General features: G+C 40.8%; 22 protein-coding genes and 1 pseudogene. 6 read left to right on the forward strand and 17 right to left on the reverse strand.

The window, feature by feature from the left end:
• Positions 1 to 215: 215 nt before the first annotated feature.
• Positions 216 to 1,709, forward strand: coding sequence for a sodium/proline symporter PutP (gene putP / locus ABES03_RS10085; RefSeq protein WP_430117163.1), 1,494 nt, complete (start codon positions 216 to 218; stop codon positions 1,707 to 1,709).
• 42 nt (positions 1,710 to 1,751) lie between these two features.
• Here putP and ABES03_RS10090 read toward each other — a convergent pair whose 3' ends face one another.
• On the reverse strand, positions 1,752 to 2,294 hold the full coding sequence (locus tag ABES03_RS10090) for a DUF1697 domain-containing protein (RefSeq protein WP_430117164.1): 543 nt from the start codon (positions 2,292 to 2,294) through the stop codon (positions 1,752 to 1,754).
• 127 nt (positions 2,295 to 2,421) lie between these two features.
• Between ABES03_RS10090 and ABES03_RS10095 the strand changes: the two genes are divergently transcribed.
• Positions 2,422 to 2,853: a VOC family protein gene (locus tag ABES03_RS10095; RefSeq protein WP_430117165.1), complete on the forward strand. Its 432-nt coding sequence runs from the start codon at positions 2,422 to 2,424 to the stop codon at positions 2,851 to 2,853.
• Positions 2,854 to 3,098: 245 nt separating this feature from the next.
• Here ABES03_RS10095 and gatB read toward each other — a convergent pair whose 3' ends face one another.
• The 3 genes from gatB to gatC are packed head-to-tail and all read right to left on the reverse strand — an operon-like array spanning position 3,099 to position 6,301.
• Positions 3,099 to 4,526 (reverse strand): Asp-tRNA(Asn)/Glu-tRNA(Gln) amidotransferase subunit GatB, encoded by a 1,428-nt coding sequence (gene gatB, locus ABES03_RS10100; protein ID WP_430117166.1) that lies wholly within the window; start codon positions 4,524 to 4,526, stop codon positions 3,099 to 3,101.
• A gap of 11 nt (positions 4,527 to 4,537) precedes the next feature.
• The gene (gatA, locus tag ABES03_RS10105) at positions 4,538 to 5,995 is read right to left on the reverse strand and encodes an Asp-tRNA(Asn)/Glu-tRNA(Gln) amidotransferase subunit GatA (protein ID WP_430117167.1); all 1,458 of its coding nucleotides are present in this window, start codon (positions 5,993 to 5,995) and stop codon (positions 4,538 to 4,540) included.
• A gap of 12 nt (positions 5,996 to 6,007) precedes the next feature.
• Positions 6,008 to 6,301, reverse strand: coding sequence for an Asp-tRNA(Asn)/Glu-tRNA(Gln) amidotransferase subunit GatC (gene gatC, locus ABES03_RS10110; RefSeq protein ID WP_430117168.1), 294 nt, complete (start codon positions 6,299 to 6,301; stop codon positions 6,008 to 6,010).
• 218 nt (positions 6,302 to 6,519) lie between these two features.
• Here gatC and ABES03_RS10115 point away from each other — a divergent pair, with 218 nt between their 5' ends.
• Positions 6,520 to 7,182, forward strand: a complete 663-nt coding sequence (locus ABES03_RS10115; protein ID WP_430117169.1) for a lysozyme family protein — start codon at positions 6,520 to 6,522, stop codon at positions 7,180 to 7,182.
• A 5-nt stretch (positions 7,183 to 7,187) separates the two neighbouring features.
• Here ABES03_RS10115 and ABES03_RS10120 read toward each other — a convergent pair whose 3' ends face one another.
• Positions 7,188 to 7,670 (reverse strand): VanZ family protein, encoded by a 483-nt coding sequence (locus ABES03_RS10120; RefSeq protein ID WP_430117170.1) that lies wholly within the window; start codon positions 7,668 to 7,670, stop codon positions 7,188 to 7,190.
• Positions 7,671 to 7,769: 99 nt separating this feature from the next.
• Between ABES03_RS10120 and ABES03_RS10125 the strand changes: the two are divergent.
• Positions 7,770 to 8,219: pseudogene (locus ABES03_RS10125) on the forward strand (OsmC family protein); the annotation flags it as partial.
• On the opposite strand, the gene fosM reads toward ABES03_RS10125, so the two are convergent.
• Positions 8,206 to 8,661 carry a FosM family fosfomycin resistance protein gene (gene fosM / locus ABES03_RS10130; RefSeq protein ID WP_430117232.1) on the reverse strand — a complete coding sequence of 152 codons (456 nt, stop codon included), beginning with the start codon at positions 8,659 to 8,661 and terminating at the stop codon, positions 8,206 to 8,208. The pseudogene ABES03_RS10125 and the gene fosM overlap by 14 nt on opposite strands.
• An 85-nt stretch (positions 8,662 to 8,746) precedes the next feature.
• Positions 8,747 to 9,178, reverse strand: a complete 432-nt coding sequence (locus ABES03_RS10135; protein WP_430117171.1) for a YueI family protein — start codon at positions 9,176 to 9,178, stop codon at positions 8,747 to 8,749.
• Positions 9,179 to 9,404: 226 nt separating this feature from the next.
• Between ABES03_RS10135 and ABES03_RS10140 the strand changes: the two genes are divergently transcribed.
• On the forward strand, positions 9,405 to 10,253 hold the full coding sequence (locus ABES03_RS10140; RefSeq protein ID WP_430117172.1) for a nuclease-related domain-containing protein: 849 nt from the start codon (positions 9,405 to 9,407) through the stop codon (positions 10,251 to 10,253).
• Between the two features lie 458 nt (positions 10,254 to 10,711).
• On the opposite strand, the gene aceA is transcribed toward ABES03_RS10140, so the two are convergent.
• The 9 genes from aceA to ABES03_RS10185 all read right to left on the reverse strand — a co-directional run bounded on the left by aceA (position 10,712) and on the right by ABES03_RS10185 (position 20,781).
• Positions 10,712 to 11,995, reverse strand: coding sequence for an isocitrate lyase (gene aceA / locus ABES03_RS10145; protein ID WP_430117173.1), 1,284 nt, complete (start codon positions 11,993 to 11,995; stop codon positions 10,712 to 10,714).
• A 54-nt stretch (positions 11,996 to 12,049) separates the two neighbouring features.
• Positions 12,050 to 13,642 carry a malate synthase A gene (aceB, locus tag ABES03_RS10150; RefSeq protein WP_430117174.1) on the reverse strand — a complete coding sequence of 531 codons (1,593 nt, stop codon included), beginning with the start codon at positions 13,640 to 13,642 and terminating at the stop codon, positions 12,050 to 12,052.
• 187 nt (positions 13,643 to 13,829) lie between these two features.
• Entirely contained in the window at positions 13,830 to 14,456 is a 627-nt protein-coding gene (locus ABES03_RS10155; RefSeq protein ID WP_430117175.1) for an NAD(P)-binding protein, read from the reverse strand.
• Between the two features lie 11 nt (positions 14,457 to 14,467).
• Positions 14,468 to 15,919, reverse strand: coding sequence for a uroporphyrinogen-III C-methyltransferase (gene cobA / locus ABES03_RS10160; protein WP_430117176.1), 1,452 nt, complete (start codon positions 15,917 to 15,919; stop codon positions 14,468 to 14,470).
• 81 nt (positions 15,920 to 16,000) lie between these two features.
• Complete coding sequence (gene nirD / locus ABES03_RS10165; RefSeq protein ID WP_430117177.1) at positions 16,001 to 16,321, reverse strand: nitrite reductase small subunit NirD; 321 nt, start codon at positions 16,319 to 16,321, stop codon at positions 16,001 to 16,003.
• Entirely contained in the window at positions 16,318 to 18,750 is a 2,433-nt protein-coding gene (gene nirB / locus ABES03_RS10170; protein ID WP_430117178.1) for a nitrite reductase large subunit NirB, read from the reverse strand. Before nirB ends, nirD begins: the two co-directional genes overlap by 4 nt.
• A 292-nt stretch (positions 18,751 to 19,042) precedes the next feature.
• Positions 19,043 to 19,348 carry a hypothetical protein gene (locus tag ABES03_RS10175; protein WP_430117179.1) on the reverse strand — a complete coding sequence of 102 codons (306 nt, stop codon included), beginning with the start codon at positions 19,346 to 19,348 and terminating at the stop codon, positions 19,043 to 19,045.
• A gap of 196 nt (positions 19,349 to 19,544) precedes the next feature.
• Positions 19,545 to 20,531 carry a hypothetical protein gene (locus ABES03_RS10180; RefSeq protein WP_430117180.1) on the reverse strand — a complete coding sequence of 329 codons (987 nt, stop codon included), beginning with the start codon at positions 20,529 to 20,531 and terminating at the stop codon, positions 19,545 to 19,547.
• A 22-nt stretch (positions 20,532 to 20,553) separates the two neighbouring features.
• A complete protein-coding gene (locus tag ABES03_RS10185; RefSeq protein ID WP_430117181.1) occupies positions 20,554 to 20,781 on the reverse strand; it encodes a hypothetical protein in 228 nt (75 codons plus the stop codon).
• A 158-nt stretch (positions 20,782 to 20,939) separates the two neighbouring features.
• Here ABES03_RS10185 and ABES03_RS10190 point away from each other — a divergent pair, with 158 nt between their 5' ends.
• Complete coding sequence (locus tag ABES03_RS10190) at positions 20,940 to 21,752, forward strand: hypothetical protein (RefSeq protein ID WP_430117182.1); 813 nt, start codon at positions 20,940 to 20,942, stop codon at positions 21,750 to 21,752.
• 42 nt (positions 21,753 to 21,794) lie between these two features.
• On the opposite strand, the gene pruA is transcribed toward ABES03_RS10190, so the two are convergent.
• Positions 21,795 to 23,342, reverse strand: a complete 1,548-nt coding sequence (pruA, locus tag ABES03_RS10195) for an L-glutamate gamma-semialdehyde dehydrogenase (protein WP_430117183.1) — start codon at positions 23,340 to 23,342, stop codon at positions 21,795 to 21,797.
• Positions 23,343 to 23,445: the final 103 nt, after the last annotated feature.

Consider the following 23,445-nt stretch of genomic DNA (forward strand, 5'->3'; position numbering starts at 1 on the left):
CACCCCTTCCAATTTTCTTCTATAATAGTCGTTTTAGTCAGTCGTTACAATTGAACTGCATTCAGGCGTTTTCCTATAGTATTCTACAAGCACTTATTACTATTTTCATAAAGCAATAAATTAGTACTAGAAATGAGTTTAATAAGTTGATAGAATATTTTATATATAGGAAATATTATTATAAATATTTTCCAATATAATAAAGGGGGAAAAGTATGTCGAACGAAACTCTACAATTAGTTTCGATTGGAATCTACATCGCCATGATGTTATTCATTGGTTGGTATTCTTATCGTAAAACTAGCAATCTGACGGACTACATGCTCGGGGGAAGGTCTTTAGGACCTGCAGTAACCGCCTTGAGTGCTGGCGCAGCTGATATGAGTGGATGGCTATTAATGGGCTTACCTGGCGGAATTTATGTAAGCGGTTTAGCGGACGCTTGGATCGCTGTCGGTTTAACAATTGGAGCCTATTTAAACTGGTTATTGGTAGCACCTCGTCTTCGCTCCTATACGCAGGTAGCCAACGACTCTATTACTATTCCAAGCTATTTAGAAAATCGCTTTAAAGACAAAACGAAACTACTCCGCATTGTATCAGGTATTGTTATACTTATTTTCTTTACTTTCTATGTGTCTTCAGGAATGGTTTCGGGAGCAGTATTTTTTGAAAGTTCATTTGGAACAGACTACCATACAGGTCTATATATCGTTGGTGGCGTTGTTGTTGCCTACACCTTATTTGGTGGATTCTTGGCAGTGAGTTATACAGACTTCATTCAAGGGTTAATGATGCTGATTGCCTTACTTTTAGTTCCTGCGATTGGTATTTTCAAAACAGGGGGGCCTGTTGAAACATTTGATACGATTCGTGCAATTGACCCTGCCTTACTAGATTTATTTAAAGGAACTACTTTTATTGGAATTGTATCTGCAATGGCTTGGGGCCTTGGATACTTTGGACAACCACATATCGTAGTTCGCTTTATGGCCATTAAAACAATCAAAGAAACAAAAAGTGCCCGTCGCATTGGAATGGGCTGGATGATTATATCTTTAATTGGTACTATTCTAACTGGATTTATCGGACTGGCATTCTTCCATAATAATGCTGATTTTTCACTAAAGAATCCAGAAGCAGTCTTTATTTCCTTAAGTCAAATCTTCTTTCATCCTTTATTTGCGGGATTTGCATTAGCTGCTATTCTTGCTGCTATCATGAGCACAATCTCTTCTCAGCTGATCGTAACCTCAAGTGCGCTTGTTGAGGATCTGTATAAAGTAGTAATGAACAAAAACGCAAAGGATAAACAGTTAGTTTTCTTAGGCAGAATGGCCGTTCTCCTCGTTGCTGTTGTTGCAGCTGCACTTGCTTTCAAACAAAACAACACAATTTTAGACCTTGTCGCCTATGCGTGGGCAGGTTTCGGAGCATCATTTGGTCCTATCATTCTATTAAGCTTATTCTGGAAAAAGACAACCAACTGGGGAGCCCTGTTCGGAATGATCGTCGGTGCTGTTACCGTTATCGTTTGGAAGAACGGAGATCTTGGCAAAACCTTCTTTGGCGAATCTCTTTATGAAATTGTTCCAGGTTTTGTTCTTAACTTGTTGGTTGCTATTATCGTCAGCTTAATCACTTATAAAAAGAATGATGAAATTGAAAAAGAATTCACTGAAAGCGTTCGTTTACTAAAACAAGAATAGACTATTGGAAAAGCCCGGATGATTCATAATCCGGGCTTTCTTTCATTTTGCCGACTCTTCTGCCATAGCAGCTAGCTTAAGCACCGTTTTCCAGTTTCGTACTGTTGCCAGAACCCCTAGCTTTGGAAGCTGAGTCGCCAGCTTCGAATCACGGATACTTTGGCGGAAAAATAAATAAATATCCTTCCCAACAATTTGGCATTCATCGAGTTCACTTTTAAAACCTTGCAAATAGTCGATTTTTTCCCGAGAGGGTTCATCTGCCAAAAAAGCCAGTTGAATACTTTCCCCCTCGTTTAATGAATCCGGCGAGTAAGGACAATCCTGAATGATTTGATTCAACGCTTCAGCAGTCCTTAAGATAACGGGAACAGGAAAACCAAACGTAGTTCTGATTTCTTCTTCTATTCGTTGGATGAGCGGTATTGCCCCCTCCTCCGATTCAAACAAAACATTCCCACTTTGAATATAGGTCTTCACTTTTTGTAATCCCATCTTTTCTAGCAACTTTCTTAAATCGGCCATTTTTATAATGTTATGACCGCCAACATTAATCCCTCTTAATAGTGCAATATATATTGTCAAGTGAGTTCCCTCTCTTCCTCTTCTCTAAATCTTACCATTTTCTAGTTGAACTAAACTACCAGATTGAAGGAGAAGGCAATTGATTTGTAGAAATAAAGGTACAGACATTTTATTGGAGGGATAAATAATGGTTCCACAACGAGTTAGTTTAATTACGATAGGCGCTTATGATTTACCAACACTTCGGTCTTTTTATCAGTCATTAGGATGGGAAGAAACCAGTATTAGTTCAGATAACTATGCCGTTTTTAAAACAGCCGGTGTGCTGCTTTCATTGTTTCCAATTGAGGAGTTGGCAAAGGATGCGAATATTGAAATCACACATTCGACCGAAGTCTTTCGGGGTGTGACTTTTGCTATTAACGTGGAGGAGCCAGGATATGTTGACTCAGTTACTGAGGAAATTCGCAAAGCTGGTGGAAAAATCGTAAGGGAGCCTAGTGATGCCCTCTGGGGTGGACGCATAGCCTATTTTGCCGACCCCGAAAATAATCTTTGGGAAGTGGCATGGAATCCTACCTCCGTATTCGATGAAAGCGGGGCAATGAGTTCTTTCTAATTTCCAAGTATGGCGCTAGGCGATTGCCTAGCGTTTTTTTATTGGATATTGTTCTTTCGTGTCAAAAAAAGCACACTTCGACATATTCCCCTATTTTCCCTTATTAACCAAACGTTTGGTTAAAACTGCTATTAACCTTTTTCATTACTGACTTTTTTCCCGGGAAATGAAGCGAGCATTGTCGAAATTCGTATCGACATAAATCGTATAAAAAAGCTGGCAGAGTAGTTCTGCCAGCCTTCGTTTTATCTTTTTTGCAATTCCTGCTGTAACAATTGATTGACCAGTTGTGGGTTAGCCTGTCCCTTTGTCGCTTTCATCAGCTGTCCTACTAGGAAACCAACTGCTTTGCTTTTTCCATCTTTGAAATCTTCAACAGATTTTGGATTGGCATCAAGTACTTCTGCAATAATCTTTAGAAGAGTGCCCTCATCGGAAATTTGCACAAGCCCTTTGTCCTTTACGATTTGCTCCGCATCACCACCGTTTTCAATTAGCTCTTTAAAAACAGTTTTCGCGATTTTGGATGAAATCGTGCCATTTTCAATCAGTTTGATCATACTCGCTAATCCTTCTGGAGTTAACGCAACTTGATCAAGTTCTTTCCCTTCCGCATTCAGATAAGCAGAAACATCTCCCATTACCCAGTTCGAAGCAAGCTTGGCATCTGCGCCACCAGCTACGGTCGCTTCAAAGAAATCAGCCATTTCTTTAGTCATTGTTAATACCTTGGCATCGTAAACAGGCAGACCTAGTTCTTCTATATATCGTTTCTGACGCTGATCTGGCAGTTCAGGGATTTCAGCACGGATCCGTGCTTTCCACTCCTCGTCAATATATAAATCCAATAGATCCGGTTCTGGGAAGTAACGATAGTCATCGGATCCTTCTTTTACACGCATTAGAAGGGTTGCGCCCGTCGCCTCGTCAAAGCGGCGTGTTTCCTGATCAATTGTCCCACCTGATGAAACCACTTCTCGCTGACGCTTCTCTTCGTATTCAAGACCTTTTCGAACAAAATTGAATGAGTTTAAGTTCTTTAACTCCGCCTTTGTTCCAAATTCCTCTTGGCCTACAGGACGAATGGAGATATTCGCATCACACCGAAGTGAGCCTTCCTCCATTTTACAGTCGGAAACACCTGTATATTGAATAATTGACTTTAATTTTTCCAAATAGGCATACGCTTCATCAGGAGTGCGGATATCCGGCTCAGAAACGATTTCTACAAGCGGTGTTCCCTGGCGATTATAATCGCAAAGTGAATAGCCTTTTTCATGATTCAGCTTACCTGCATCCTCTTCCAGATGGATTCTCGTAATACCAATCTTTTTCGTATAGCCGTTTACCTCAATTTCAATCCAGCCATGCTCTCCAATTGGTTTGTCAAATTGGGAGATTTGGTAGGCTTTCGGATTGTCTGGGTAAAAGTAGTTTTTTCGGTCAAACTTCGTATGAGTAGCTACCTCACAGTTCAAGGCCATAGCTGCCTTCATACCGAATTCAACCGCCTTTTTATTTAAGACAGGAAGAACTCCAGGATAGCCTAGATCAATAACACTTGTATTTGTATTTGGTTCCGCACCAAAATGGTTTGGACTTGCTGAGAAAATTTTTGATTCCGTTTTTAACTCTACATGGACTTCAAGTCCAATGACTGTTTCAAATTCCATCGTTTCACCCCCTACAATTCTGGCTTTTGTTTATGAAAGTTGGTTGCTTGCTCAAATGCGTGAGCCACACGATAAATGGTTGTTTCATCAAAATGCTTACCGATGATCTGCAAGCCTAATGGCAGACCCGCATCGAATCCACATGGAACGGAGATTCCTGGAACACCCGCAAGGTTAACCGGAATGGTTAAAATGTCGTTCACATACATCGTTAGTGGGTCGTCGATATTTTCACCCATTTTAAAAGCAGGTGTTGGTGTAGTTGGTCCGATAATGACATCATAGTTTGCAAACACATCTTCAAAATCCTTCTTGATGAGTGTTCGAACCTGCTGCGCCTTTTTATAATACGCATCATAATAGCCAGAGCTTAACGCAAACGTTCCAAGCATGATCCGGCGTTTGACTTCATCACCAAATCCTTCTGCCCGCGTCTTTTTATATAAATCGATTAAGCTTTCTGCATCCTGTGCTCGATAGCCATAACGAACACCATCGAATCTGGCAAGGTTGGCGGATGCTTCAGAAGATGAAAGCAAGTAATAGGCTGCAAGTGCGTATTTAGAATGTGGAAGTGAAACCTCTTCCCAAACAGCCCCAAGACCTTCAAGCACCTTTAATGCGTCTAGTACCGATTGACGGACAGATTCACTGACACCTTCACCGAGATATTCTTTTGGAACCGCAATTTTCAGACCCTTTACGTCACCAGTTAAGGAAGCCGCGAAGTTTGGTACATCCACATTTGCTGAAGTAGAGTCCATCGGGTCTAACCCAGAAATTGCTTGCAGGAGAAAGGCATTGTCTTCCACCGTTCTAGTAATTGGTCCAATCTGGTCAAGTGAGGAGGCAAATGCCACAAGACCGAATCGGGACACACGACCATAGGTTGGCTTCATACCAACTACTCCACAAAAAGAAGCAGGCTGGCGGATCGAACCACCAGTATCAGATCCTAAAGAAAAGAGAACCTCTCCGGAAGCAACTGATGCCGCTGAACCACCTGATGATCCTCCTGGAACTGTATCAAGATTCCATGGATTACGTGTTTTTTTGTAGTAAGAGTTTTCGTTCGAGGAACCCATGGCAAACTCGTCCATGTTTAATTTACCGATTGTCACAGTTTCCACTTGCTGCAGCTTCTGAACAACGGTCGCATCATAGATAGGATCAAAGTTTTCTAGTATTTTACTCGCACAAGTGGTGCGGAGTCCTTTTGTCACCATGTTATCTTTTAAACCGATCGGCATGCCAAAAAGCAGCCCTTTTTCGGCTCCGGAGTTTAGCTTATCATCCAGTATTTTGGCGGTTGCTCTTGCCCGCTCTTCGTCCAATGTTAAAAAAGCTTGTACCTTATCCTCCACCTGGCTAATTCGTGTGAACGATTCATTGACGAGTTCGGAAACTTTTAGTTCTTTTTTATGTAAAAGCTCATGCAAATCTGAAACTTTATAATCAAATAAACTCACTTTTTTCCCTCCTTACTCTCCCAAAATCGATGGCACCTTAATCTGCCCATCTTGATGTTCCGGTGCATTTTTTAGCACTTCTTCACGCGGCAGTCCTGGTTGCGGGACATCCTCACGCAATACATTTTTCATATCAAGCACGTGATATGTTGGCTTCACATTTGTTGTATCTAATTCATTCAGCTGCTCAGCAAAAGAAATAATGGCATCCAACTGCTTTGTAAACTTTTCCGCTTCTTCTTCGGTGATCGCTAACCGCGCTAGGTTCGCCACATGCTTCACCTGCTCATTTGAAATTCGTGACATCTCAGATTACCTCCAATCCCAATTGTCGTTATTATTTTAATATTGATGATACCAAACTTTTCCGCTTTACCGCAATGATTCCTTCATCATTATTAACAAAAGAATAGAGTTTTAGATTGGTTCCGCAAATAATCTTTGTTTTTCATACTTATGACACTGACAGGTAATACCGTATCCTTTATAATGTTCTCAGAAGAAAGAACTGGGAGAGTTATGGAATGAAGAAGCGAAGACGGAAGAAGTTCAAAACCTTTTTCGTACTATTTTTAGTTTTTTGCGCCTTAGCGATGTTTCAAAATTATTTTCAAAAACCAATTTTACCACCTAAAGATAAAAACGATCCATTTGCTAATGTAAAAAAATATAGTCCCTTGATTCAACAAGAACTAGCAAAATATCATCTTGAAAGTCAGACCCACGTTCTTGTTGCTCTCATGCAGCAGGAAAGCCATGGGAAGGGCGGGGATCCGATGCAGGCCTCTGAATCAGTCGGTTTAGCCAGAAACTCAATTACCGACCCGAAGCAAAGTATTCAAGTCGGGGTGAAGCATTTTCAACGGGTGTTCACTTATGGTAATCAGAAAAAAGTAGATTTTCCTACTATTATACAAGCCTACAATATGGGCATTGGGTATGTGGATTACGTGGCGCAGCACGGCGGCAAACATAGTGAAGAGTTAGCCAAACAATTTTCTCTTCTTCAAGTAAAAAAGAAGCCAACTCTTTATACGTGTGGGGGAAATAAAAGTAATTTCCGCTATCCTTACTGCTATGGTGATTTTACCTATAGCACAAAGGTTACAAAAAACATTCAATTATTGGCTGATCGTATTCCAGTCTCCGGCTCAGGAAGCGAAAAACCAACCAATGGATCTTTTTAATCGATTCATTGGTTGGTTTTTTTTCTCAAATTCATAATACGTAAGAGGAGTTTAGCTGGGATGTATCCCAGCATTCCGCCAAATGTATTTAAAATTAGGTCATCTACATCGAAGCTGCCAAATTCAAATAATAATTGTAGAATCTCGAAGGTCAAACTCAAGCAAAAGGTACCTAGTATCACAGCGCTAAGACTTTGAAACTTTTTCATCAGCAATGGTAAGATAAAACCAAACGGGATAAAACCAATCACATTCCCTGCTAAGTTCTCAATACGAATATTCAAGTTAACATCGGCTATGTAGAGATAAAAAAAGATCGTTTTAAACGGGACAAAATTATTTGAACGCCAGTGATATTCGTTATAAGTGAAATTGAAATGATGGATGATTTCCGTTAAAGAGATATATTTAAATAATACTAATTTTGTCAGGACGGCTAGATATAGACAAAGGATGATTGTTAATAATAGTTTAAAGATAATTTTCATTCATTTAATACTCCCTAAAAATTTACAACACCACTTAACGGTACCATATTTTTTTAAGAGAGTGTACCGTTAATTTTAATAAAGTAGGAGGAATTTCGAATGGCTGAACACCGGTTCCATTTACACGCAAGTTGGCCAGGCTTACGCAATGACGTTGGAGATATTGAAGCAGGTAATTTAAAAACCAAAGTGTCGATTCCACCAGAAATGGATGGTCCGGGAGTAGGCACCAACCCTGATGAAATGCTCTTGGGCGCCGCAGCCACTTGTTATATCATTACCCTTGCCGCGATGATGGAACGCAGTAAGCTGCAAAAGGAAAATCTCACGATGGAATCTGAGGGAATTGTCGATGTAACAAGGGGCGTCATTACCTATAATAAGATTATTCACCGACCACTGATTGTACTGAACCACGATGCTACTGAAAAAGACATTAAATTGGCTCATACACTTGCTAAAAAAGCAGAATCGTCCTGTATGATCAGCCGCGCCATCCAAGGAAATGTGGAGATTGAACTTCATGCCTCAGTAATCAGAGGTGGGGACAGTCCCCCACTGCCGGGGGACTGTCCCCAAACTCCATATGTGGTTTTTCCTTTTTATAATAATCCAGCCGATCCTGCAGTGTACCTGTGTGGAATTCAAATTTGTGACCATCCGGATCGGTAAAATAAATCGACTTTTTATCCTTTTCGTCTCTCGGACGACTTGGAAGAATGGTTACATTTAATTTTGTAAGCTTTTTGTACATGTTTGTAAAATCCTTGTCTTCAATGGAAAAAGCAATATGGGTATAGGACTGGTTAATTTCATTTCTGGGAACATCCTTTTCAAGGTTAAGAGCGAGCCAAAGACCATTCAAGTCAAAATAAGCCGTACTTCTTCCCTTCACAAGCAGCTTAGCATCAAAAACGTTTTGATAGAATTCAATTGATTTCTCTAAGTTTGAAACTGAAAATAGCAAATGGTTGATTCCTTTTATTGACATACAATCACCGTTTTTTATTTTTACCATGATTATACAACAAAAAGAGCCCCTAGTATCGTGGAGTGACTACGAGCCATTATAATTGCTATCTTTTAAAGAGTTTGGCAAAAAACCCCTTACTTTTTTTAACCTCTTGTTGTACCGCTATCATCTTTGTTATATAAATTTCTTCCTTATCGATGGCATGATCCATCGCTAACACTAACCCTATTTCTGAATCGTGCTCTTTATTAGTCACGATCGTGTGCTCTATTTTCTGCTTGTTCGCCATTTTTACATACTTTGAAAGGTCCTCATAGCTCATGTTCCCATTTAAAAATAAATGTGCCTGTGAATTTTCTTTCATTAATTGTTCTATCTGTGGATAAATTTCCGTTTCGGCTACTTGGCTCTTTTTCATGGCGACAATAATCCTTTCACGTAAAGTTCCTAAGTATTTGCGCCGCTCATCCGGTTTTGTCTCCATCGCTCCATAAATCCCCTGTTGCAACACTTCATCAACCGTAGGCTTTTTCAAATAAATCAACTCCATTTAAAAGGCTATTACTATGTATGATAATACCCTATAAAACGTTACTTACCAAAAATATGGGGGTTGCCCATGAAATTAACAAAATGTTCATACTCCTCGCTCGCTATTTTATATAAGATGGACTTAAGAATAGGAAAGGTTGTGGCGTATGCCCTATAAAGCTAGAATTGAATCAGATGAGATAAAGATTTGGAGGAGTTTAAGCACTCGAATGAATCTAACAGATGATGAGCAGAAGAATTTTTTATATCTTGAAAAAGGTTTTGCCGGTGAAGTCCAGTTTGATTTATACACTGAAAAAATCCAAAGTAAGCCCTTGATACTAAACGATTTGCTCCTCAAAAGTAATAACTCTAATCTTCAGATTGATTCCACCTTGATGTTTCCAAAGACCATTTATCTTTTTGAAGTAAAAAATTTTGAAGGGGACCATATTTACGAAAACGGAAATTTCTACACTCTTAACGGAAAGGGCAAGGAAATTAAAAATCCTCTAGACCAGCTAAAGCGAATCAAATTCTTATTCCGACAATTACTTCAAAACCTAGGGTATCGCTATAACGTTGAGGGATATGTTGTTTTTATTAACCCCGAGTTTAACCTTTACCAATCCCCTAAAGATGAACCCATTATCTATTTATCACAATTGCCACGTTTTATGAAAAAACTAAACAAACTCCCGTGCCAATTAACTAAACAGGATCAAGCACTCGCTAACAAGCTTGTGGCGCTGCACCAAACAGAATCGCCATATACTCGAATTCGTCCCTATAAGTATGAGGAGCTAAAAAAGGGACCAACATGCAAAACGTGCAACTCTTCTTCGCTCTCCGTTTGTGGAAAGAAGCTGGTGTGTGATGATTGCGGGTGCGAAGAGTTGGTTGAGTCGGCGATTTTGCGTGGTGTCGGAGAATTGCGGTTGCTGTTTCCGGATATGAAAATCACGACGAATATAATTTTTGAATGGTGTGGGAGTGCTGGGTCGAAAAAAATGATTGGAAGGATCCTAAAGGAGAATTTACAAAAGATGGGGAATAAAAAATATACGTATTATGAATAATGCTATACTTTTTAGTTAAAACGGGAGCACAATAAATTCAATTGTTTTATGATTGGAATTTTATTGAGTGCTCCCTTTTTATTTGTACCATGCTTATCTACCCGACCTCTTTCTTTCCCCTTTCCATGGGCGTTATGAACCGCTCTTATCTACCCATCTTCTCTCTTTCCCCTTTCCACGGGCGTTATGAACCGCTCTTATCTACCCATCCTCTCTCTTTCCCCTTTCCACGGGCGTTATGAACCGCTCTTATCTACCCATCCTCTTTCTTTCCCCTTTCCATGGGCGTTATGAACCGCTCTTATCTACCCATCCTCTTTCTTTCCCCTTTCCTTGGGCGTTATGAACCGCTCTTATCTACCCGACCTTCCTCGTTTTCCATTCGACGGTCGTTATGAAGTCCATAAACAACAAAAACCCCTCCCCCAAAAAATCGGAGAGAAGGGTAACGACACAACTTATTTCTTTCCAGTAAACTGCTCTTCCTCAGTAGACCCCTTCAACGCCGTTGTCGAAGATGTTCCACCTGAAATCACCATAGATACCTGATCAAAGTACCCAGTACCAACCTCACGTTGGTGACGAGTTGCAGTATAGCCGTATTGCTCGCTGTCGAACTCAGCTTGTTGCAATTCAGAGTAAGCTGCCATGCCTCGCTCTTTGTAGCCGCGCGCAAGCTCGAACATACTGTGGTTCAGAGCATGGAAACCAGCAAGCGTTACGAACTGGAACTTGTAGCCCATTTTTCCAAGCTCCACTTGGAACTTAGCAATCGTTTCTTGATCCAATTTCTTTTTCCAGTTAAACGACGGTGAACAGTTGTAAGCTAGAAGTTTGCCAGGGAATTGCTCATGAATCGCTTCCGCAAACTGTCTTGCTTCTTCAATGTTCGGCTCAGAAGTCTCGCACCAGATCAAGTCTGCATATGGCGCGTAAGCTAAACCGCGGGCAATCGCCTGATCAATCCCGGCTTTCACTCGGAAAAAGCCTTCTGGTGTACGGTCCCCCGTAATAAACGGTGCATCATTCATATCAATATCACTTGTAATTAAATCCGCTGCATTCGCATCCGTACGGGCAACCAATACAGTTGGAACGCCCATAACATCTGCCGCCAAACGAGCAGCAATTAAGTTGCGAACCGCTGTTTGAGTTGGAAGCAATACTTTACCACCTAAGTGACCGCATTTTTTATCGGAGGAAAGCTGATCTTCAAAGTGTACGCCAGACGCCCCCGCCTCAATCATACCCTTCATCAACTCGAAACAGTTTAACTGACCGCCGAAGCCTGCTTCAGCATCTGCCACAATTGGAGCAAACCAATCAATCGAGTTATCTCCTTCCGAATGAGTAATTTGGTCCGCACGCTGTAACGCCTGGTTAATTCGCTTAACTACACTTGGAACACTGTTCGCTGGATATAAGCTTTGGTCCGGATACATATGTCCGGAAAGGTTTGCATCGGCCGCTACCTGCCAGCCGCTTAAGTAGATGGCTTTTAGCCCTGCTTTTACTTGCTGTACTGCCTGATTTCCCGTTAAGGCTCCTAGTGCATTCACATAATCCTCTTCATGTAAAAGATTCCATAGCTTCTCAGACCCTTTGCGAGCCAAAGTATGTTCGATATCAACAGAACCGCGCAGTTTGATAACATCTTCTGCTGTGTACGGTCTCGTAATTCCTTTCCAACGGCTATCCATTTCCCAGCTTTCTTGTAATTTAGCAACTCTTTGATCTGTCATTTTCATTTCCTCCTAGTAATCTATTATTTTTTTTGTAAAAATAAACACAACAATCTATAACAGTTCATATCCAGGGAGTGTTAAAAATTCTGCAAAGTCTTCATTGAAAATCAGCCCATCAAACAATTTCACTGCTTCATCAAATCGGCCATTCTCAAAAGCAGCTGTACCAATTTCTTGTTTGATTTTTTCTAATTCTTCGACCTTCAGTTCCTCATACATTTCAAAGGTTACTTTTCTTCCATCCTTCAATATCCCTTTTGGATGGCGAATCCATTGCCAAAGCTGGGCCCGTGAAATCTCTGCTGTAGCCGCATCCTCCATTAAGTTGTAAATGGGAGCTGCACCTCTGCCTGATAACCAGGAAGCCACATATTGAATGCCCACATTGATGTTCGTGCGTACCCCTTCTTCTGTAATGGTTCCGCCCGGTACCTCTAATAAATCTTGGGCATGGATCGTTATTTTTTGCTGCTTCGATGTATGGATTTGATTAGGTGTCGGCATTTCACGATTGAACACTTCCATTGCCACCGGAACAAGTCCTGGGTGTGCAACCCATGTACCATCGTGTCCGTCACGTGCTTCACGTTCTTTATCTGCTCTCACCTTCGCAAAAGCCTCTTCGTTGGCCTGCTGGTTATTCTTAACCGGTATTTGCGCTGCCATTCCTCCCATTGCCGGCGCTTTCCGACGATGACAAGTTTGAATCGTAAGTAAGGAGTACGAACGCATAAATGGTACGGTCATCGTCACTTGTGAACGCTCAGGAAGAATAACATCCTTCTGATGGCGAAGCTTTTTAATATAGCTGAAAATATAGTCCCATCTTCCACAGTTTAAGCCGGCTGAGTGTTCTTTTAATTCATAAAGGATTTCATCCATCTCAAAGGCAGCCATAATCGTTTCAATTAACACAGTGGCTTTGATGGTTCCTTGATCGACACCCAGGTTTTCTTGAGCAAACACAAATACATCGTTCCAAAGCCTTGCTTCTAAATGACTTTCGAGCTTAGGTAGGTAAAAATAGGGTCCTGAGCCTCGTGCAAGTAATTCCTTCACATTATGGTAAAAGTACAAGCCAAAGTCGAAAAAGCTTCCTGAGATAGGCTTGCCATCTAATAGCACATGCTTCTCCTCTAAGTGAAGTCCTCGAGGTCTGACAATTAGGACGGCTGTTTCCTTATTCAGTTCGTATCTCTTCCCATTCGGGTTTTCAAATGAAATGGTCCGCTTTACTGCATCTCTAAGGTTGATTTGTCCTTCGACGGCATTTTCCCAAGTGGGTGAAGTGGCATCCTCGAAATCTGCCATAAATAGTTTTGCACCAGAGTTCAAAGCATTAATAACCATTTTTCGGTCAGTTGGTCCTGTAATTTCCACCCTTCGATCTTGAAGGTCTTTTGGCAGTGGAGCGATAGTCCAGTCTCCGTTGCGGATATGTTTGGTTTCAGCTAAGAAGCCTGGCAATTTTCCATTGTCAATTTCCTCTTGGCGTTTTGTCCTGTACTGCAACAGTTCTACTCTTCTTCCGCCAAACTTTCTTTCTAACTCTTCAATAAAATTCAATGCCCCAGGTGTTAAAATCTCATCATATTGGGCTTTTAGGGCCCCGACCACTTCAATACCAGTCGTTTGCGTCGACATAAACTTGATCACCTCTTTGTTATAATACAGTATCTATCCTCGTTTTGTATTATATAACACGATTTCTAAAAAGGGAACTACTTTTCAGAAAATTTTATAAAAATAGGTAAATTATCCCTTACATTCTATTTTTTTAACGCAAAAAAAGCCTGAATGACAATTCAGACTTGTTTTTAACGATATACTTTTAGGTATTTTTACCTAGAAACCATAATAAATGCTGGAAATCTTCTTCCTTATTTTCACTTTTTAAAAATTCCTCACTTACAATGGCTGTTAACAGCTTCTTTTTTAGAGAGGAGTCTTTCACCTCTTTTAAAATCCATTGTCTTTTTGAAAAAAGAAATTCGAGATATTCACTGTATTTTTCATCAAATTGCCGTTCCAGCTGTTCCCGAATTTTCCCTGCAAGGATGGGGCTGGATCCACCTGTTGACACAGTTATACTCAATCGGCCTCTTTGTACCTGCGCTGGGACATGAAAATCAGAACCTTCAGGATCATCTGCAATCATGACGAGTTGATGGTCTTTTGCTACACTTCTCACAAACTGATTTACACCTTCATCACTTGTAGCAACAAAGATCAGAAACGCCTCTTGAATATCCTCAGGAGAAAAAGACTTCTGCTTCCAGATAATGTCCCCATTACCTACAAGCCTAGTAAGTTCAGAAGTTAGCTCAGGACTCACCACGGAAACAAGAGCACCAGTGCCAAGAAGCCCCTTCACTTTGCGCTCTGCTACTTTTCCTCCGCCAACAGCCACTATTTTTTTCCCTTTTAAGCGCAGCATAATCGGATAATTAGTACTCATCTTCTTACGCTTCACACCCCTTTATCAACCGGCAATGCCAGATAGGCAACCAAGCCTTCTTTAGTCGCATGACCCGGCATCCCGGTTGTTGGGAGACCCGCTTTTATGACTGCCGCTTGAGTTTGTACTCCCATGCTGACAACCTGCATTTCTTTTAAAAGAGATACAGCGTTAAACCCGCATTCACATAAAGCATCGACAAAAGGTTCAACCGATGAACTGCTCGGGAACACCATTGTATTTACATCTGCTTCTTCAAGCATTCGTTTAAAAATAGGCAGGAACTGCACGTCTAATTCTTTTTGGCTTGTAACCATCAATTCAGCCTTTACAAAGCCTTTCTTCAAGATACTCTCATCACCGACAATAAGTATATCTTCCGAATCGACCATCTCTTCTGTAAGTTTAGCCAAAAATCCACGATCCTTTAATGCCTTCATCGATTTAATGGAAGCACCGAAAAAGTCTGCTCGAATGCTCCGAATGTCAATTTCCTGTTCTACCACAGCCTTAAAAAATTCGCTTACACTTTCAGGTGAAGCAAATACGATTTTTTCATATGCTGTAACATTTGCCATGGCTAGCGGCAAGGGCGTCTTTTTCCATTTCGGAAACTCAATGACATCTGCTCCCTGATTCATTAATTCCTTTGCTAATTCACTAGGAGGATTGGCACTCGTTCTTGCAAGCAGAATTTGTCGTCCGTATAATGGCTTTTTTTCGAACCAGTTTATTTTTTCACGAAGAGAAATGACTTCCCCCACTAAAATGATTGCTGGGTTACTAAATTTGGCTTCCAAGACCTTTTCCGAAATATCTGTTAGTGTTCCTTGCAGGGTCTTTTGACGGCCGAATGTTCCCCATTGGATCAATATAACAGGTGTCGTAGCTGGCTTTCCATGGTTCATGAGATTCTCACAAATAAATGGTAAATTCCCAACTCCCATGTAAAAAGCGATCGTATCCACACCCCGGGCAAGACCTTCCCAGTCAAGCTTAGGCTTGCCATTTTGAGACTTATCGTGGGCAGTGACAACAGCAAAGGATTCTGCATGTTCACGGTGTGTGACAGGAATTCCAGCATATAAGGGGGCTGCAATCCCTGATGAAATGCCAGGGACGATTTCAAAGGGTATTTGATATTGGGCCAGGGCTGCCGCTTCTTCTCCGACTCTTCCAAACACACCAGGGTCGCCGCCTTTTAAGCGGACTACTATTTTACCTTCTAGCGCCTTTTCCACTAGAAGATCATTGATGTTCTCTTGGCGCAAAATATGGCGATCTGGTAATTTCCCACAATAAATGAGCTCGCAATCTCCCAGTGCAAACTCTAATAGTTTAGGATTAGCAAGACGGTCATATAGAATAACCTCGGCTTGTTTAATTGCTTCTAACCCCTTAACCGTTATTAAGCCAACATCCCCCGGCCCTGCTCCTACTAAAAACACTTTCCCCTTCTTCATCCTGCAGCCACCCTTCCGCTTTGCTTTGCTGGGGACAGTCCCCTGCTGCTTTAAAGCAGCGGGGGACTGTCCCCCCCCTTTTTATATTACGATAAACACAATATCTTCTTTTATTTCTACTTTAAAAGTTTTTACTTGACCTTCGTCTGGTGCTTGAACCTTTCCATCTATTAATGATATTTTCCAATCGTAAACCGGACAATATACATAGTCCCCGCTGACCATTCCTTCGGAAAGGACTCCGCCCTTCGGATGGGGACTGCGGTTTTCAAGTGCATAAACCCCGCCATTTGTTACTTTAAATAGGGCAATTTCTTGATTATCAATTTTTATGGAATACCCTGTTCTACCCTTCAGATTGGAGTAGTGTACGACTGGAATGCGAGTTAGTGTTTCAATCATTTGGATTCACTCCCAACTGTGATCATACGTTTTGAATAATATTTATCTTGGATTTCTTCACTTTGAATTGCTTCGTTCCAAGGCTCAATATACTTTTTCAATGTCAGATCCATTCGCTCATTTAAGGCTTTACGTGTCGCCTTATCAGCCAATACTTCCTTCACATGCTCTAAGCCCATTCGCTCTACCCATTTAGACGTCCGCTCAAGGTAGTTGGCTGTTTCACGGTAGTATTGCAGGTAAGCACCAGTCATTTCCATAACCTCTTCCTGCGTTTTCACAGTACAAAGCAGGTCACCTGGGCGAAGGTCAACACCGCCATTTCCAGCCACATAAATCTCCCAGCCGCCATCGATTCCTACGAAACCAATATCCTTGATTCCTGCTTCGGAACAGTTTCTTGGGCAGGCTGACACACCCATTTTCACTTTATGAGGGGTATCAAGACGTTCGAATTTCTTCTCCAATTCAATGCCAAGGGCCATGGAATCTTGGGTACCATAACGGCAGAACTGTGCACCCACACAGGTCTTAACGGTTCGCAATGTTTTTCCATACGCATACCCTGATGGCATATCAAGCTCTTCCCACATTTGTGGCAGGTCTTCTTTTTTTACACCGAACAATCCAATTCGCTGTCCACCCGTTAATTTCACTAATGGTACATTGTATTTTTCAGCTACTTCAGCAATTTTTTTCAAATCTGCCGCTGTTGTGACCCCACCATACATTCTTGGAACAACAGAGTAGGTTCCATCCTTTTGAATATTCGCATGCATTTTCTCATTCACCAGTCGGGAATCACGGTCATCCTTATATTCATCCATATGAATCATGCCAAGGTAATAGTTAATGGCTGGGCGACATTTTGTACAGCCTTCTTCATTGTTCAATTCCAGCACGTTCATAACTTCTTTCACGCTAGTTAAGCCTTTAGCCTTAATCTCTTCCACCAATTCCTCACGGCTTATGGTTGTACAGCCGCAAATGCTTGTCTTTTGGGCAGCCGCCGCATCGAATTGGTCACCGAGTGTATAGGCAAGAATGTTGCTGACCATTGGTTTACAGCGTCCGCAAGAGCGGCCGGCATTTGTACAATGACTCACTTGATCCAGTGTGGTTAACCCTTGGGTTTTGATGGCTTCCACAATCGCACCTTTTGTGACACCGTTACAGCCGCAAACCAATTCATCATTTGGCATGGAAGCAACATCATCGCTTCCTCCTTCACCAGTGCATTCCGATTGCAACACCGAAATGCTCGTCATTCCGCTGATATCTTCTTTTTTCGTTAACATTCGGTACAGCTTCGTACTATCCTTCGTATCTCCATATAATACCACACCAACAATGACGTTGTTTCTTGTTAAAATCTTTTTATAGACGCCGTCATATTCGTTGTATACCATAATGGATTTGGTCGATCCATCTTCAAAAATCTCTCCGGCAGAGAATAGATCCACACCGGCAACCTTTAATTGTGTTCCTGTAACAGACCCTTGATATGGTTCACCTACATTTCCACAAATCCGGCTTGCCAGTACTTTTCCTTGTTCATAGAGTGGCGCAACCAATCCATAAACAATTTCTCTATGCTCGGCACACTCACCAACCGCGTACACATGTGGCACGCTAGTTTCCATGAAATCATTCACGACAATTCCGCGGTTCACGTAAATGCCGCTGTCCCTAGCTACCTGTGTATTCGATTTAATCCCAATGGCCATAACGACAAGGTCTGCTTCTACTTCAGAGCCATCTTTAAAACGAATGCCTTTGACATGTTCATCCCCAAGGATTTCGACAGTTTCTTTTTCCATTAAGAAGTTCATACCTTGTGATTCCAGCTCCGTTTTCAGTAGGGAGGAAGCTATGGGATCCAGCTGGCGTTCCATTAGGTTCGGCATAAGATGAACCACATCCACTTGCATGCCTAAGTTAAGTAGTCCTCTTGCAGCTTCCAGTCCGAGCAGCCCACCTCCAATGACAACTGCCTTTTTGTACTGCTGCGCCGATTTGATCATCATTTCACAATCTTTGATATCACGAAATCCGGTGACACCGATTTTGTCTGTACCTGGAATCGGTAGAATGAAAGAATTCGATCCCGTTGCAATAATTAACTCGTCATATTCTACTATTCTTCCTTGTTCGGAAATTACTCGTTTTCCTTCCACATCAATTTTTGTTACGGCATCACCTGTAAATAATTGAATATGATTTTCTTTATACCAATCTAGCGGATTGATAATAATATCTTCAAAATTGGTATCGCCCTGAAGGATATTGGATAGCTTAATCCGATTGTAGTTTGGGTATGGCTCTTGTCCAAAAATAGTTATCTCAAATGGCTCAGGTGCTACTTTGAGAATTTCTTCTATCGTTCTTACACCAGCCATTCCGTTTCCGATCATCACTAATTTTTTCATCGTGCGTCGCTCCCTATATATTGATTTCTTAATGTTAGTAAGTAAGGTTTTCTTTATAGCTAAATTGTAAATCCCTCACCCTAAAAAAATTGTGACGTTCGTCACTTTTAAAACCATATATGTGAATGTTTTCACATTATTGTCATAAACACCATTTCACACTTGGTTCAAAACTAGAGATGATTAGGAAATTACTTATTGGTAAAAATCAAATAGCACAGTTGGATAGAACTGTGCTATTCCCTGTATTTATTATGAACCTTCTTCAACTAGTGACTCTCAATAAGCATACTTAAAGAGTTATGGTCACATGAGGTTTGCTGAAGTGACTCGTTCCCCCGCTACCCACTAGTACGTAACCATTTTTCGGAAACACTACAAGTCTACTTGAACTATCAGAAAGTAAAAGTTCCACTTCTGAATTATCTTCCGAAGCGGTATATTTAACATAGCCTGTTGAGGTAATAGTAGTCTTCCAGTTATTATCAAACTCTGCCCTTAAAACACGGTTTGAATAAGTTTGATTTGATTTTGTTATTGAATGCGTTTTTGGTTGTTTTTTTGATTGTGTTTTAGATTTCGTTTTTGGTTTTTTCATTACATCTCCCCCCTTTGTTGTACGTAAGCATTATGATGCTCTCCATATTTTATTCACTATTGATAACTTGGACATGGACAAGAATCACACTTTAAAAAATTGTATATGTGAATAAACAATTACCTCTGACATCCACAGCCCCATATGCCAAAAAGACACTTACCATAATTAGTAAGTGCCTAAACAATCGCCTTTTTTAGATTACTTGCTTTTCTTTTTTAGGAATAGATGAGTCCTTAACCATTGAATTTAAGGTTGGAACAAGTGCACCAATAATAGCAACAGGAGCTAGCTCCCAAAGTTCTAAAGGCGGTGTAATTAGAATCCCTGACTTATGAATGGCGAATAGGCCAAGGAAATAGGCAACACTACCAATTAGGCCCGACCACCAACTGATATTTTTAAACAATAAAAACACAAGAGGAAGAAATAATAGCGTGATTGGAACATAGGATGTCGGATACTCAACTGCTGCAAAAATACCTTTACCCAAGAATCGCAAGCCAATATACAGAGTTGCTGCCATAAACGGAATCGTATAATCCCGACAAAATCGAATGATAAAAACAGTTAGCAACACGACCATTAACACAGAATAGATGGGATACACCCATTCCGGAATGCCCCCGAATATTTGTGAGGCAGGGTCGGATATCAAATCTAATATTTCCTGTGAAGCAATGGATTTCCCTTGAATGTACTGGTTATAGGAAATTGCTCCATTTTCCTGTTGCATGTTCGGAAACATGAAGCATTCGAGGAGAAACATCGCAAACCAGGTGTGCATCGATTTCCAGGTTGGGGTAATATCTTGAGTTAATATATAATATCCGCGCCAAACACCAAATATCATAATATCTGTTGCAATATAATAAACAAAATGCGTGGGACTCCATGTTGTTAAGTCAATCCCATATGCGATATGATACGTAAAATCTAATGGGATTCCAATCAGGAATAACACATAGCCAATTGTAATTAAGTTCCTTGAAAAGTGGTCCATGTAGTGTGAGCGTCGCCACTCTTTTATTAACAATAACGCCCCTAAAGCAAAGCCAATTGTGTTAACTATATGGGGAATGGAATATTCCTCAAATAAATACTTGAAATGATACGAAGCATCCCAAGCAGAGCCAATAAATTTCAGTAAAAAAGCAATCACCCATAAACGGTAATATTTCAACTACATCATCTCCTTTCTCACCCTATCCAAGCAAATCAAATATATCCCCGAAGATGGCAATAAGGATATAATTAATTAGCAAAGCCACGCCAAATGCTAATCCTGCTACCCGGACATTTTTCTGAGTAAATAATCTGTACATAAATATAATTCCAGATGAAACAACGAAGATGTTGCAAATAATAAAAGTCCAAAGTGTGCTTTCGCTGTGCTCTACCGTAGTTACATGAAATAAATATAACGGTACCAAATGCTTAATACCTCCATAGTGGATTTTTAACATAGTCCTTTCTATCTTATCATTTTATTAGATCTTTTTGACTAATTAATTTACATAAAATTCTTGCAATGGGTCAAATAGGTAATGTAGAGTAAGTGAATAAATAGGGCTTGAAAGGAGAACTCCCTTTGAAATATTATATTAGTGCTTTTCTTCTATTATCCTTATTTCTATCTGCCTGTAATCCGCTTAAAGTCCCAAAATCAACGATGGGGCATAAAATGAGTGCTGTACCGACAGATGTGGTGCCCACGACATCTGAATGGCTGGTGGGAGTTAATCATCCACAAGCCAAAAATCAGATTCCCATCTCGCTATTAATTAAGGACTCTTCTAATCAACCCGTTACAACTTTTGAAACCGTACATGAGAAAAAAATGCATTTATTTATTGTTAGCAAGGATTTAGCTTATTTTGCCCACCTCCATCCAACTTATAAAGAGAATGGTCTTTTTGAATTTACTGCATCCCTCCCAAGCAGTGGTGAGTATAAGCTTATTTCTGAATTTACACCTAAAGGTGGGGGCGACAGTAGTGTTGAAAATCATTGGCTTCATGTTGAGGGGGAGGAAGGAAAGGCTGTTCCTCTTGTAGTTGATAAGAAATTGACCCATACTGTGAATGGAAAAAAAGTGGCGCTTTCCTTTGACCAGCTTATCGCAGGAAAGACGGTACACCTGACGTTTTCGATTAAAGATGCAAAAACAAATAAACCGATAAAAGATTTGCAACCCTACTTAGGAGCACTGGGTCATACTGTTGCCATGAGTGCGGATGCGGAAAAGTACTTGCATATTCATCCAATGACCCTGGATGGAAACGGACCAGAGGTTACATTTATGACCATCTTTCCTGAAAAAGGAATCTATAAACTTTGGGGGCAATTTAAGCACGAAGGTAAGGTTTTCACCGTTCCATTTGTAATTAACGTACCAAAATAGCAAAAACCCCTTCTCGAATGGAGAAGGGGTTTTATACGTTAATTAGTACATTTCAGAAGTAGTCTTCGCTTGCATGTGAAGTAATAGGTAGTCAGGTCCGCCTGCTTTTGAGTCAGTTCCAGACATGTTGAAGCCGCCAAATGGTTGGTAGCCAACAATTGCGCCTGTACAAGAACGGTTGAAGTACAGGTTACCTACATGGAAATCTTCACGAGCCTGCTCTAAGTGAGCACGGTTCTTCGTGATAACAGCTCCTGTTAAGCCATACTCTGTGTTGTTAGCAATTTCAATCGCTTCAGTGAAATCTTTTGCCTTTGTGAGACCAACCACTGGTCCAAAAATTTCTTCCTGCATAATGCGTGAAGTTGGAGAAAGGTCTGCAAATACAGTTGGTTGGATAAAGTAACCTTTAGAGTTATCTCCCTCGCCGCCGGCCATTAACTTACCTTCACTCTTACCGATTTCAATATACTCCATGATTTTCTTAAATGCATTATTATCGTTCACTGGACCCATGAAAGTACCTTGCTCTGTAGGGTCACCAACAGTTAATTCTTTTGTTAATTCAACCACACGGTTCAATACTTGATCGTATACATCTTCTACGATGACAGCACGTGAACATGCAGAACATTTTTGACCAGAGAATCCGAACGCACCTGCAACAATTGATTGTGCGGCAAGCTCAAGGTCTGCTTCTGAGTCAACAACAATCGTATCTTTTCCGCCCATTTCTGCAATCAAACGCTTCATCCATACTTGACCAGGGTTCACCTTTGAAGAACGGTCGAAAATACGAAGACCGACATCACGTGAACCTGTAAAGCTGATGAAACGAGTATCTTTATGATCTACTAAATAGTCTCCCACTTCAGAGCCGTTACCTGGTACAAAGTTCAAGACGCCTTTAGGAAGACCTGCTTCCTCCATAACTTCTACAAACTTTGCAGCAACAACTGGAGTCGTTGATGCTGGTTTTAATAGTACAGTATTACCTGAAACAATGGCAGCAACAGTTGTACCTGCCATAATCGCTAATGGGAAATTCCATGGGGAAATGATAATTCCCACCCCTAGTGGAATATAGTCATAACGGTTAAATTCATTTGGACGGCTGTTAACTGGTACACCATTTTTAAGTGCCAGCATTTGGCGTCCATAATATTCAAGGAAATCGATTGCTTCTGCTGTATCAGCATCTGCTTCTCTCCACGGTTTACCCGCTTCTTTTGTTAAAAGCGCAGAAAACTCATGCTTGCGGCGGCGAATAATGGTCGCTGCTTTAAATAAAACGTCTGCACGTACTTCTGGCTTTACTTTTTTCCAAGTTTTAAATGCTTCTACCGCTGCTTGCATAGCTTGTTCAGCAAGCTCTTGGCTAGCTTTAGAAACGCGACCGATTACTTCTTCTTTATTTGCAGGATTATAGGAAACGATTTTATCTTCCGTTGTGATTCTTTCCCCACCGATTACAAGAGCATAATCTTGGCCTAAATAACCTTCAACGGTCTTAAGTCCTTGAAGATATGCTTGGCGGTTTTCATCAATCGTAAAATCTGTAAATGGCTCGTGCTTATAAGGTTGTACCATTTCTTAAACCCTCCTATGTATTAAAACGTTTACATCCACTGTTCATTCTAACATGTTTCATTTAAGGGCTCAATGATTTGAGAACTAGAAAAAAGAGGCTTTT

This window comes from Neobacillus rhizosphaerae (assembly GCF_050477885.1).
Lineage (GTDB): Bacteria > Bacillota > Bacilli > Bacillales > Cytobacillaceae > Neobacillus > Neobacillus rhizosphaerae_A.

Coding starts and splice junctions, on each gene's coding strand:
- aceA (WP_430117173.1), bottom strand. CDS start 11,995: ATGACAGATCAAAGAGTTGCTAAATTACAAGAAAGCTGGGAAATGGAT.
- nirB (WP_430117178.1), bottom strand. CDS start 18,750: ATGAAAAAATTAGTGATGATCGGAAACGGAATGGCTGGTGTAAGAACG.
- ABES03_RS10155 (WP_430117175.1), bottom strand. CDS start 14,456: ATGAGTACTAATTATCCGATTATGCTGCGCTTAAAAGGGAAAAAAATA.
- putP (WP_430117163.1), top strand. CDS start 216: ATGTCGAACGAAACTCTACAATTAGTTTCGATTGGAATCTACATCGCC.
- ABES03_RS10095 (WP_430117165.1), top strand. CDS start 2,422: ATGGTTCCACAACGAGTTAGTTTAATTACGATAGGCGCTTATGATTTA.
- ABES03_RS10120 (WP_430117170.1), bottom strand. CDS start 7,670: ATGAAAATTATCTTTAAACTATTATTAACAATCATCCTTTGTCTATAT.
- cobA (WP_430117176.1), bottom strand. CDS start 15,919: ATGAAGAAGGGGAAAGTGTTTTTAGTAGGAGCAGGGCCGGGGGATGTT.
- ABES03_RS10175 (WP_430117179.1), bottom strand. CDS start 19,348: ATGAAAAAACCAAAAACGAAATCTAAAACACAATCAAAAAAACAACCA.
- aceB (WP_430117174.1), bottom strand. CDS start 13,642: ATGTCGACGCAAACGACTGGTATTGAAGTGGTCGGGGCCCTAAAAGCC.
- fosM (WP_430117232.1), bottom strand. CDS start 8,661: ATGTCAATAAAAGGAATCAACCATTTGCTATTTTCAGTTTCAAACTTA.
- gatB (WP_430117166.1), bottom strand. CDS start 4,526: ATGGAATTTGAAACAGTCATTGGACTTGAAGTCCATGTAGAGTTAAAA.
- ABES03_RS10140 (WP_430117172.1), top strand. CDS start 9,405: ATGAATCTAACAGATGATGAGCAGAAGAATTTTTTATATCTTGAAAAA.
- nirD (WP_430117177.1), bottom strand. CDS start 16,321: ATGATTGAAACACTAACTCGCATTCCAGTCGTACACTACTCCAATCTG.
- gatC (WP_430117168.1), bottom strand. CDS start 6,301: ATGTCACGAATTTCAAATGAGCAGGTGAAGCATGTGGCGAACCTAGCG.
- ABES03_RS10115 (WP_430117169.1), top strand. CDS start 6,520: ATGAAGAAGCGAAGACGGAAGAAGTTCAAAACCTTTTTCGTACTATTT.
- pruA (WP_430117183.1), bottom strand. CDS start 23,342: ATGGTACAACCTTATAAGCACGAGCCATTTACAGATTTTACGATTGAT.